The sequence below is a fragment of the Paenibacillus sp. 1A_MP2 genome, assembly GCF_052244825.1.
Lineage (GTDB): Bacteria > Bacillota > Bacilli > Paenibacillales > Paenibacillaceae > Paenibacillus > Paenibacillus vandeheii.
In genome coordinates, this window is record NZ_JBQQCS010000001.1 from 4,251,186 (window position 1) to 4,264,056 (window position 12,871).

A 12,871-nucleotide genomic window follows, 5' to 3' on the forward strand; every position below is an offset into this window, starting at 1 on the left:
TATATATAATTTATTGTAATAAGTAAGCGCTATCACTTCGAGTGTACCCCGTTGACATCTGGTATCTTTGATTTACCATTTCATACTTGATCTAACTTTTTTGATCCCGATATTCCTGAGGCGTGCAGCCGGTAGATTTTTTGAAGAATCGATAAAAATAATGCTGATCACTAAATCCAACCTTGGCAGATATTTCATGCATTTTGCAGGCCGAGCCGAGAAGTAATTCCTTGCTGCGCTCAATGCGCCGGTCATGGATATAGTCGGATATGCCTTTGCCTGTTATGCGCTTGTACCAACGGGACAGATATGACGGATTGAGAGAAACCTCCTGTGCAATTCGGGTTAACGAAAGGTCATCCTCCAGATGGTGCTTGATATAATGATGAATAGTAATAAGAATCTGCGACTGATCATGAATGCGTGTAACACTCCGTTTGGAGATGATCCATTCATATGCCGATTGATAGAAAACCACCAGATCAGACCAAGCCGTATGGATGTCAAAATGAAGCATTCGAGACAATGCTATTTCCTCCATCGCCGATTCGTACAAGCCCAGTTCATGAAGAAGATCGATCAGCCCGCTGCCTGCTCCTGTATAGATTTTCATTCGAAAGAATGGATCCTGAAGCCCTTCTTTTGAAGCCTCTGTCCATTTGTGAAACGACTCCATCCACTCCCTATCACCTGCTGTAACGCGCTGCTTGATCTGATCCAGATGAAGGGCTGCAACACTCTGTTGATTCAAAATATTGGGGGTGTATGGCAAATCATGCTGCACATTGACACGAAGCAGCTTCTCCATCCCGAGTCCAGGGCCCTCATGAATAGACAGGCGCAATTGCGCGATGGCCTGATTCAGCCCCATCCACTGCACTGCCTGCTCGCTCACCATAATAGAGACGGACAGATTCAGGCAGTCCGCACAGGATTGCTGCACAGACTCCAGCGTTCCATAGACAAAACGCAGTGTCTGTTCCCACTTCTCCTGTCGGCATCCATGGAAGCTGTTCACAGACTCAACCATTGGTTGAACAAAGCAGGCAATGACTTGATAATCCAGATCGATTGCTTTGACCTTGGCCTTGTCCTGAAGCAGTTCCTCCGCAACATTGGCAACGGCATATCGAATTAAACTCCGGTCTGCCTGGGATTGATAGTTGTTCCACTCCTCGACCCGAATGATGACCGGGATTACAGACTCAGCGGATATGAAGGGGAGCTGGACAGCATCCAATTCTTCCTGAAGCGAGGCGATATCATGCCGTTCCGTTCGCTTTAGGAGATCCAGCAGCAACTGTCTTTGTAGCTGAGGCAGCGCTCTGGGCAGCTTGCTGCGAAACCAGGCGTGCTGGTACCGGAAATCATTCTCCTCCGAAATTTGTGTTAACGCCCGCTCTACCGCAGCGCGGATATGACTCATGCCCTCTGTCTTTAACAGGTAATCCACAACACAAGGGTTGCGTATCGCTTGATGCGCATAATCAAATTCGTTATGACCTGTCAGCAAAAGAACTTTGCATCGTGGCCACCGATCCATAATCTTCTCGATCAGCTCCATGCCATCCATGCCAGGCATACAGATGTCGCTAAGCACGATATCAATTTTGACGGAGTTCAACCACTCGATTGCTTCAAAGGCCGAGTACGCCTTGATGATCTCCATATCCTGCAAATCCGCCTTTTGAAAGAAAGCATAGAGTCCATCCAAAATAACCGGTTCATCATCTACAATTAACATTCGCTGCATACGACTACTCCCGTCTCCATGGAATATTTATAATCATGCATAGCCCGCCCAACGCACTGCGCTGCGCGCTAAGACCATAGCCTGTCCCAAACTTGATTCGTAAACGTTGATTCACATTCATCAGCCCTGTAATCTCTTCATTCCCTGATCTCTGATTCGCAGATTCTTGAAAGGACGCTTGCAGATTGCTCAAGATTGCATCCGTTAACTGATCCCCATCATCCTCAATTCGAATGGACAGTTTGTCTTGATCCACTTGATAGGATAATTTCAGAGTCCCCCCTGACTGCGTTTGGCAAGGGCATGCTCGAAGACATTCTCCACAATCGGCTGAATGATGACCCGGGGAATGGAAATACCTCGATAATCCCTGCTTAGTTCCTCCAGTTGCAGCTGGACTCTTGACCCAAACCGGATTTTTTGAATTGAAGCATAGACCAAGGCGTGGTCCATCTCTTCACCGAGCGATACCTCGGAATGAGAATCCCTGGACATATACCTGAAATATTGTCCCAAATAATCGGTAAACTCCTGAATTAATTCAACATTCTCTACCTCGGCCATTTGCTTGATGCTGAACAGGCTGTTATATAAAAAGTGAGGCTGAATCTGAGACTGCAAATGTTTAAGTTCTGCCTCGCTGGTTCGAATCCGGGCAACATAATTTTCATCAATCAGAATGTGTAAGCGCTCTATCATGTGATTGAAACGAGAGTACAAATAACCAAATTCGTCCCGTCTGGATTGAGGAATATGAATGCTTGTCTGCCCCTGCTCCGCCATTCTGAACCCGCGGATGAGCACAGATAACGGCTTGTGAATGGACCTGTAGATCGAAAAGGAGAAGATCATAATAATAACGATTGAAATAAGCGTCAGCATCCACAACCACAGGTTGTATTGTTCCAGAGGAGCTTTGAGCACATCATTAGGAATGCTGGCCGTCAGCGTGAATGAGTGATCGGGATCATAAAGCGAATAGTACAGAAATGGATCGGATTGAAACCTCGTAACCTGCATGGATACCGGAGATTCTGGAGATACCTGCTGCAATTGTGCCGACGATGCAGGTTCATCAGAAGAAGAAATGACCACATTGTGATGCTCTCCGAAGCTCAGCGTAATATCACTGCCCCCTGTTTCCGCGAGCTGCTGCAATCTGTGCTTCAATTCTTCAGCAGACAAACGTATGCCTAATATGAAATTGGGCGGTTCCTCATGATTCATGTTGTACGGGTTGCTTTTGAGAAAATAAAGATTGTTATCCGAATAAGACAGCTCACCATTCAGATTTCCCATGGTTGCCAGCAGATCCTTCCATTCGCCATCCTCCACATTGCGAATTCCGTCCACTGCGCTGACCCGTTTATGCAGAGCCGGTACGTAATACACAACATCACTGATATAGGGACTCGTTACCATGATCTGACCCAGCTTGTTGTGGATATTATTGAGACTGGAAGTCACCTCATACCTGCTCATGATCGCTGCTCGTGTACTTAGCGTGGACATCGTATCATCGAACGAAAATTCGGTCACAAGCCCACTCATTCGCTCCAGTTCGAATTGCAGATGATTGTGGTAAAAATACAGCTTTGATTCATGCGCCTTCTCCACTTCTGTCTGCATTTGCTTGGAGCTGGTATGTGTGATCATAATGCTGATTCCATACAGGGGCAGAATGACAAGCACAAAGGCTATCATCAGCTTGACGACAATGGATGCATTTTTCCAGGTGCCCACCGCAAATCTCATTTCCCTCCACTCCTTTCCTCAACGGCAAAAAGGAGCCGGAAATCGGCTCCTCCCATTGGCTTTCCTCCATCGATCTTATCCCTTTACACTGCCTACAACAAGTCCATGGACGAAATACCTTTGCAGGAATGGATACACGAGCAGAATGGGTATAACGGACAAAAAGATTTGGGATGCCTGAGTCGTTCTGTCCGACACCTGGCTTAACAGCGTTGCGTCCTCCAGGGTCATCATCTCACTTTGAAGCATCGTCACTTGCTGGAGCATCGATTGCAAATACGTTGCTAGCGGATAACCTTCCGGACTCTTCATGTAGATCATGCCATCAAACCAGGCGTTCCAGTGTCCTACCATGGCAAATAGTGTGATGGTTGCAATACTTGGCAATGAAATGGGAAGGTAAATGCTCCATAGTGTGCGAAAATGGCCTGCGCCATCCATCCATGCTGCTTCTTCCAGTTCCTTCGGCAAGCCTCGAAAGAAATTCAGCATAAGCAATACATTAAAGATGGGAACAGCACCCGGCAAAATCAGGGCCCAGATTGAATCCAACAAACCTGCTTCCTTAACGATAAGATAACCGGGGATCAATCCCCCACTGAACAGCATGGTGAAGACAAAAATCCACGCATAGAACGTTCTGGAACGGAACTTCGCTGCCTCTTTGGAGAGCGGATAGGCTACAAGAATCGTGAAGACCAGATTGGTCGCAACCCCGAGTACAACGCGGAGAAGACTTGTGCTGAACGAATTTAGAAACTGCTGATTCTCCAGAATGTATTTATAGGAGGACAGGGTGAAGTCCACCGGCCAGAATGTCACACTCCCCGCCTTGACTGCATCACTTGAACTAAACGAAATCGCCAGAATATTCACAATAGGAAACAGACACAGCAAGGCAAGAAGGGTCAGGATGACGTAATTCAATCCCAGAAACCATCGATAGGCTCTCGAAGCGTGATGCATGTTCTTGCCTCCTTTCTAGAAAATCCGATAATTGGCTAATCGATAGGCCAGGAAATATCCAAGCCCGATAAAGATGAACGAAACGGCTGATTTAATGAGGCCCAATGCGGTGGATACGGAGTACTGGGCATCCTGCAAACCAATCCGATAGATCATTGTATCGAGAATATCTCCCGATTCGTAGACGAGCGGATTATATAGATTGAACACTTGGTCAAAGCCGCCATTCAGTACGTTACCAAGGCTTAGCGTAACCATCAGTATTACGATTGGACGAATGCCGGGGAGCGTAATATGCCATGTCTGCTTCCATCTTCCCGCACCATCCATTACGGATGCTTCATACAAGGATTTATCAATGTTTGTCAATGCGGCCAAGTATATAATGGTGCCAAATCCGAATTCTTTCCATTGGTCCGTAATGACGAGTATGTAAGGAAACCATTCGTTGCTGGCCAGGAACTGAACAGGTTCAACCCCTATCGCCTTAAGCAGCATATTTACGATTCCTGTGCTAGGGGAGAGCACATCCACAATGATCCCGGCCAATATGACCCATGAAAAGAAATGCGGCATATAGATGACCGTCTGTATTGTTCGTTTAAACCCTGTTTTGCGTACCTCGTTCAGCAATAAGGCCACAAGCACCGGAATGACCAAACCGGACACAATTTTCATGGCGGAAATAAATACGGTATTCCATACGACCTGCCCGAATCCAGGCAGATCGAACAAGTACCTGAAATTGTCCAAACCGACCCAATTCATATTTTTGAATCCGGCAATGGGAGAAAAATTCTGAAAGGCAATGGAGAGTCCCGCCATCGGAATGTAACCGAATACAATAATGATGATCAGTCCAGGCAATATCATAAGATGAAGCGGAACGTTTCGTATAAATTGTTTGTAGTTGGAACGCATGAGCTGTCTCCTCCTTCAAATTCATTATAGAATCCGTCAGGAATCAGCCATAGTGTAGGCTATTTACTTTAGGTATCTTTTGTTGACCATTGTCTACAGACCAACAATACAACTAAAAAGGAACGCATCGGTTGCAATTCTATTCTTAAGCAATTAAAATAAACTCTTTTGAGATATGTATAGATATATCGTGTATTTGGTAATTCCACCCTGGTTTGATACTGAACATATGAAACCTTACAATCCTATGTACGTAATATTTACCTATTAAGATTTAGAGGTGACAATTATTTATTTTGATAACAAATGAGGGATAACATGAAAAAACAGTTTATCGTACTTGGTCTTGGACGATTCGGTTCAAGCCTGACACGGACGCTCATTAACAATGGACATGAAGTGCTCGCAGTAGACAAGAATGAAAATCTGGTTCAGGAAATTTCAACAATAGCCACCCATGTTGTACAGGCGGATTGTACGGACAAATCAGTCCTCAAAGAGCTGGGAGCAAGCAACTTCTCTCACGCCATTGTCGCAATCGGCGAAGATCTGCAAGCCAGTATATTGACCACTCTGTTATTGAAGGAACTCAATGTACCCAAAGTAACAGCCAAGGCCAAAAATGATAACCATGGCAGTGTGCTTAGCAAGATTGGTGCCGATCAGATCGTTTACCCGGAACGTGACATGGCCACAAGGCTGGGGAATCAGCTTAGCTCAGACAACATTATTGATTCCATCGAATTGTCTCCAGACTACAATCTGGTCGAGATCAAAGCTCCTGAAAGTATGAATCAGAAAACGCTGCAAGAACTCAACATCCGGGCAGGATATGGATGTACTGTTATCGCCATCAAAACGGGGAGTAACCTGAATATCTCTCCAAGGGCAGAAGACACCGTTCGTACGGGAGACAAGCTCTTGCTAATCGGCAGTAACGAAGACATTCGGATTCTGGAGAGTGATTATGAGCAAAAGAAATAAACGCGTACCGAGAACTTCAGCTCTATCCATCGTTGAATCGATTGTAAACAAACTGAAAAATAATATGAGCCCTCCTCAACTTATCATGATGATCTTCTTCGCTCTCATCTGGATCGGGGCCATATTACTTGTATTGCCGGTATCTTCGAGTACCGGAACATCTATCGGTTTACTTGATGCCTTGTTTACAGCAACCTCTGCCATATGTGTAAATGGGTTAATTGTTTTGGATACAGGGAGTGTCTTTTCTACATTTGGACAAGTCATCATCATGATTCTGATTCAGGTTGGCGGATTAGGGTTCATGACACTAGGTGTAATGGTCGCCATTATTCTGGGGAAACGGATTGGATTGAAACAGAGGCTCCTTATTCAACAAGCCACCAATACATCTTCTGCTCAAGGTCTGGTTAAGCTTTCGATGTATATTGTGCTCATAGCCTTCGCTTTTGAAGCTTTGGCTACATTGATTCTTACTTTGCGATGGCATAGTGAACTCGGATGGGGACAAGCTCTTTATTACGCGATATTCCACTCTGTGTCTGCTTTCAACAATGCGGGTTTCTCCTTATGGCCTAATAGCCTTTCCCCCTTTGTTGGCGATCCGGTAGTCAATCTTACGGTCATTTCGCTCTTTATCATTGGCGGATTAGGTTACATTGTGGTTGTGGATGTTTTTCGCAAACGATCATGGAGAAAGCTATCTCTGCATTCGAAGATTGTATTAATCGGCAGTTTTTCTCTATATTTGTTTGGATTCATCACCATCCTTTTACTTGAAAGTTGGAATCCTTCCACGTTTGCTGATTTATCTTATGGCGAACGCATATGGGCTGCTCTATTTCAGGGTACTGCCCCTCGAAGCTCCGGTTTCAATACAATTGATATTGGTAGCATGCTTGCAACATCCCAATTTTTTATTATTATCCTGATGTTTATTGGAGCCGCTTCCGGCGGGACGGGTGGAGGAATTAAAGTTAACACCTTTGTCGTGCTTGTTCTAGTGACCATTCAAACATTTCGGGGCGGCGGGCAAACACATGCTTTTGAGCGTAAAATAGCAGAAGAAACCGTTATGCGCGCACTCGCTGTTGTCATGAGTTCACTGGCGTTTGTGCTAGGAATCTCCATACTTCTGTCCATCTCCGAAGGAATTCTTGAGAATCATTTTCTGGATGTTCTGTTTGAAGCGACTTCTGCTTTTAGCACTACAGGACTATCGATGGGCCTTACAAGTGAGCTGAGTGCTACTGGAAAAATTCTAGTCATCTTCACCATGTTTGCAGGTCGGTTGGGACCTTTAACACTCGCTTTTGCATTGGCCCAGAAGAAACGTACGTCCAAAATTGGTTATGCCGAGGATCATGTTCTTATTGGCTAACCTATAGGCTCCTGTTAACTCTATTCAAAATGCCCCCTTATCTAAGACGACCTAACGTCTGGATAAAGGGGCATTTTTGTTAATTATTTATACAGACGCTCCATGATCAGGACATTCACCGAATGCGCAGACAGATGAACCACAACCGAATCCTCCTGTAGATGAATCACTTGTTCTTGTGGAACGATCTTCTCATCGTTCTTCTGATTCACGTTGGGAACATGTAGCAATTCTTCATCGCCGCTAAGTGTTATCATTCTAGCAACAGAGGCAACGTTCAGATCCTGAAGGTGAATTTGAGTTGCTTTATCCACCCCATCTGCGTTCACCAGCTTCACATACACATGCTGTGCATCTCTCGTAACGGAATGGAATACGTCCCGGTTGTATGCTTCGAGCTTGTAATCCAGAATTCGGCTGGTAGTGTGACCATCGGTATAAGAGCAGATCAGATTTTTCCCTGTTTCACCACCATAATTCACCGTAATCGTATAATTCGTGTCGTTCTCCAGTGATTCATAGTTGGCTGCCCGGAGATTTCCCGCTGCAGAACTGGAAGAATAATCACCCAGGGTGTAGCCTTCTATACCTTGTTTGTATACTTTGACTCCCGTTGCATTGCCGCCATATCCAATCGCGTATTCAATGACATCCTTTTTCTCAGGGGATATATCCGTCAATCCCACACCGATGGTGAAGCCATCCTCGCCCGCTGTGCGCTGAATCTCAACTTCAACTTTATAACTCGTCCATTCATCGTTCAGAAGATATACCCCATTCAGACCACTTGCCTGCGCTTTTAAAATCAGCCCTTTTCCCGTCTCCAGCGTGTATCCTGCCGATCCCGGAATCCGATTCCACTCCACATTCAGAGCTGTCTGCTCCCTGAAATCTTCTGTAAACAGCACCCTGCCATCCTGGTTCGATGTGACCGTAATACGTTTCACCACAATGTCAGCATGACCTGTCGCAATCTCGATCCCGCCGCGCGGAATGAGCTCTATCGGTTGACCCTTGCTGTATGTTGAAAATGAAGTGCTCAGCACCTGATCGCCCACGTACTTGGCAAAAAGCTGCTGTACATAGTAATTCGGTGTGTACCACACCGTCTCATCATCAAACCAGATGCAGTCCGGCGTCCAGCGGTAGGTGCCGTCTGTTAGTACCTTGTTAAATAGTGGCGCATAGGCAGCCAGGCGAACAACGTCCGCATTATTTTCAAACCCGGTCATGATCGCCGCTTCGGCAACCGCACCTGCCAAGGTATTTTTATCCGTTGACGCATATTCTCCCACAAATACCTTAGATGTCTCTTTCCAATCCATACTGCCATCTTCGTGATACGCCCGCTCGTAATAGTTGTACCGATCCACGTTGTTTAGCAGATAGTCATTGGAACGATAGTAATGTTCATCGGCAATGGTATCCATATAGTTGTCCTGGTTCTCATACCAAGTGACCGTCTCCTCAATCACCTCTTTGCCATCTGCAAAAGCGACTTGAGCTGATCCGGTCAGATTGCCACTCAGGAATTTCCATCCCTGCTGGTACGCATCATCGTCTGCCTGAGCGCCGACTGTCGAAATGATGTGCAGCTCATGATCAGGATAGTTACGCTTCATATAGTCATCAATTGACGTCTTGAATACTTCAAAGTTCGCAAAAAATTCGGTTCCCCAGTTCTCATTACCTACGCCAAGATAACGCAGATCGAACGGCTCAGGATGTCCCATGCTGCTCCGTATGGCCGCCCATTCATTATGTTCAATATCCGTGCTGAGCGCAAAATCGATCAGGTCTGTAAAGTTACGGATATAATACTCCCTCAAAGCGCCACCTGCCGGGTGTGCATAATCCGAACGCGCCTGGCACAGAACGCCACAGGCCATGACCGGAACCGGAACAGCATTCAAATCTTCAGCCAGTTGGAAATACTCCATGTATCCGAGGCCCATCGTCATCATGTAACCCCAGACATTATAGTTCTCCTTGCGAAGTTCAACCGGTCCCACCGAATCCTTCCAGTCATACACATTGTCCCAAATAAATGAACCTTCCGAAATGCATCCCCCGGGAAACGCAGAAACTTTGGATGCAGATCGACGAGCGCTTGAACCAGGTCTTTCCGGAGTCGATAGTTTGGATTACCCGTGTAGTTGGCATGCGCTGACGCGGATATTCCCTGCTCTTTCGGATTGGCTCCCCATACATCTTGCGGAATCAACGATACCATATCGATGGAAATGTCCCCTTCGAAGGTGAGAGCCAATTGCCCCAACGCAGTTTCCGTTCCAGTCAGGGTCACGTTCGAATTCGGGATTCCGTACTTCCTCCATGTGTTACCACCTTCCACTTGCAGCGCAACTGAATCACTGATGGCATCGCCGTTCCCATCCTGCAATTGAATCGTAATCGTTCCTGCGGATACTGCCTTGGCCCAGACAGTAAAATCATACGCCTTACCCTTCTTAATGGACATGGCACAATGTTGGTTGGAATCCGAGAAGCCGCGATTACGAATCGTCGCACCAGCCTGAACCGTTACATAATAAGCATTCACTTCCGGGTCTTCCACGTTAAAATGAGTGTTTAATCCATCGGTCTGCTGCACGATCATTTTGTCGGTATCTCCGGACCAAGCATACAACGGATCACGGTTCCGACCTGTCGAACAACCACATTCCCCTGAGTCATGCGAGTATGTATCGAATGCAAAGGATTCAAACGAGCGGTTCTGAACAAGCTCTGCATAGATTCCCCGTCTGCCGCATTGTTAATGTCCTCGTAGAAGAGGCCGTACATTACTTCGCTAATATCCGCTACACGTTGATCCCCGTGAATCGTAACGGTATAAGGCGGGAGGTGCTCTGGAACAACAGAGACATCAAAACTTTTGTTTGACGTACTTCCACCCTTGGTCAAAAGTGCATTCAAACGAACTCCCTGTGCAGAGCTCAGAGATTGAATTACTCCATTCGCTGACAGAACTTCAGGCTGACTTGAACTCCATTGAACGTTCACCTTTCCCCCTAGCAAATCTATAGGCAGTGACACATCTTTGGTAATAATCCGGGCTGGAGCAGACAAATATTTATCTCCGGCAAGCTGCACAATCTCTTCATCGGTCAGGGACTCGCACATCACCTCAATGACTTCATCCATGGATAGAGCCGCCTGATATATCCGAAAATCAGATAGTGATCCCGCAAAGTCCACATCTGCCGGGTACTGAGAACGTCCAATATAATTACGGCTATAGTTCACAGGGTCCACGAACGAATCAAACCATCTGCGCAGCTTGGCATAATTGCCGCTGGACGTCTGGCTGATGGAGCCATCCGCCACCATCTCCCCATTCACATATACAACCGGACCTGCGCTGCTGCGTGTGCCGCCTTGACTGCCTGCCACCGACAAGGCAATATGCATCCATTCCCCACTGGCAAATCCGCGTCCCGGGTCTACAACCAAATCATCTCCTGCATATAACGTACCTCTCATCTGACGAGTCAGAAATAAATAGGGGCCCTTCTCGCCATTGCCGAAGTCGAAAATTCGCTCCCACACATTCGAACCTTTGCCCAAATGGACCCATGCCGAAACAGTCACACCGGTGTTATCGCTTACATCTTGCAGCAAATTCGAAGGCAGCTCCAAATAGGATGTTCCGTTCGATCCTCCGGTAAAAGTCACCGCCCATCTGCCATTTACTTCGGAAATGCTGGGTAGTTTTTCTCCTGAGGCTGTTCCATTGTGTCCGTTCCCTGAGCTATCCTTGCCGATCTCGGCTGCATCTTCAAACTTGTAGTGTGCGATGAGTTGATTGTGAAATGTAGTCATGTTCATTCCTCCTATGTAACGTAAATTATCGTAGATGTCTTTCTTTAATTCGTATAAATGTAAATTGATTAATAATTATATAAACAACTGATCTAATCGTATAGTATCTTATTCCGAGTCATGATTTCAATCCCAAAATTACAGAAAGTCCAACGTAGTACAGGAATTCATACGAATCAATCCATCTTTTTGCTTATCTCCCTCTCAATCATAAAGACACTCTAACGATAATATTTATGGTTTACAAATATATAAACTGATTGATAATATAACAAATGAAAGCGCTTGATATTTAATATTATCGAAAAGGAGGACTGTCCGGCCATATAACGTTTGCGGCAGTGAATAGGTTGATTTTTCATTTCAGGTATTGGGAAAGGGGAAACGTATGAAACGTTATTGGGTAAGCGTACTTAACATTTCTTTACTGAGCACTGCATTACTTACGGCAACAGCTTTGGCACCCGTGTCCGTATTGGCGGACAGTCCAGGGGCAGACAGTTCCAAATCGCAAGTTTCCACATCCATTGAGAATACGGCTCCATCATTCAGAAATGTTTCCGTTCATGACCCTTCCGTTATTAAGGTCGGTGATACCTTTTATATTTTCGGCTCACATCTCCAGGTAGCCAAATCCAAGGATTTGATGAAATGGGATTCGGTCGCCTCCGGGGTTACGGATGATAATCCTGTTGTGCCCAATGTAACCAAGGAATTCGCAGAAGCCCTAGTATGGGCGCAGACCGATACGTTATGGGCAGCAGACGTCATTCAGCTGGAGGACGGCAAATTTTATATGTATTACAATGCGTGCAAAGGAGACTCTCCCGCTCTGCATTAGGCGTTGCTGTCGCAGACAACATTGAAGGGCCTTATAAGGATCAGGGCATTCTGCTGAAATCCGGCATGTGGGATCAGATCAGTGAGGATGGCACCATATACGATGCAACGATCCATCCGAATGTGGTCGACCCTGATGTGTTTTTCGATAAAAACGGAAAATTATGGATGGTTTACGGTTCCTATTCCGGGGGGATTTTCATTCTGGAAATGGACAAAACGTCGGGAAAACCACTCCCTAATCAGGGGTATGGCAAAAAACTGACCGGAGGCAATCACAGCCGAATTGAAGCTCCTTATATGCTCTATAATCCCGAAACCGACTATTATTATCTGTATCTTTCTTATGGCGGATTGGGTGCTGACGGGGGATATAACATTCGTGTAGCTCGATCCAAAACGCCGGATGGCCCTTTCCTTGATGCCGAAGG

Annotated in this window: 7 protein-coding genes and 2 pseudogenes; 3 read left to right on the top strand and 6 right to left on the bottom strand. The window is 46.0% G+C overall.

From position 1 onward, the window contains the following. Positions 1-91: 91 nt before the first annotated feature. The 5 genes from ACTWJ7_RS20785 to ACTWJ7_RS20805 all read right to left on the bottom strand — a co-directional run bounded on the left by ACTWJ7_RS20785 (position 92) and on the right by ACTWJ7_RS20805 (position 5,395). Positions 92-1,753, bottom strand: coding sequence for a response regulator transcription factor (locus ACTWJ7_RS20785; RefSeq protein ID WP_301878818.1), 1,662 nt, complete (start codon positions 1,751-1,753; stop codon positions 92-94). A 4-nt stretch (positions 1,754-1,757) separates the two neighbouring features. Further along, on the bottom strand, positions 1,758-2,009 hold the full coding sequence (locus tag ACTWJ7_RS20790) for a sensor histidine kinase (protein WP_443145839.1): 252 nt from the start codon (positions 2,007-2,009) through the stop codon (positions 1,758-1,760). A 14-nt stretch (positions 2,010-2,023) separates the two neighbouring features. Further along, positions 2,024-3,508, bottom strand: a complete 1,485-nt coding sequence (locus ACTWJ7_RS20795) for a sensor histidine kinase (RefSeq protein WP_443145840.1) — start codon at positions 3,506-3,508, stop codon at positions 2,024-2,026. Between the two features lie 75 nt (positions 3,509-3,583). Beyond that, entirely contained in the window at positions 3,584-4,474 is an 891-nt protein-coding gene (locus ACTWJ7_RS20800; RefSeq protein ID WP_301878822.1) for a carbohydrate ABC transporter permease, read from the bottom strand. 15 nt (positions 4,475-4,489) lie between these two features. Further along, a complete protein-coding gene (locus ACTWJ7_RS20805; protein WP_301878823.1) occupies positions 4,490-5,395 on the bottom strand; it encodes an ABC transporter permease in 906 nt (301 codons plus the stop codon). 318 nt (positions 5,396-5,713) lie between these two features. Between ACTWJ7_RS20805 and ACTWJ7_RS20810 the strand changes: the two genes are divergently transcribed. Then, positions 5,714-6,379, top strand: a complete 666-nt coding sequence (locus ACTWJ7_RS20810; protein ID WP_301878824.1) for a potassium channel family protein — start codon at positions 5,714-5,716, stop codon at positions 6,377-6,379. Beyond that, positions 6,363-7,760 (top strand): TrkH family potassium uptake protein, encoded by a 1,398-nt coding sequence (locus ACTWJ7_RS20815; RefSeq protein ID WP_301878825.1) that lies wholly within the window; start codon positions 6,363-6,365, stop codon positions 7,758-7,760. The genes ACTWJ7_RS20810 and ACTWJ7_RS20815 overlap by 17 nt, the downstream gene beginning before the upstream one ends. 83 nt (positions 7,761-7,843) lie before the next feature. Here the strand turns inward: ACTWJ7_RS20815 and ACTWJ7_RS20820 are convergent. Next, positions 7,844-11,600: pseudogene (locus ACTWJ7_RS20820) on the bottom strand (alpha-L-arabinofuranosidase C-terminal domain-containing protein). Positions 11,601-11,988: 388 nt separating this feature from the next. On the opposite strand from ACTWJ7_RS20820, the pseudogene ACTWJ7_RS20825 reads away from it, so the two are divergent. Then, positions 11,989-12,845: pseudogene (locus ACTWJ7_RS20825) on the top strand (family 43 glycosylhydrolase); the annotation flags it as partial. Positions 12,846-12,871: the final 26 nt, after the last annotated feature.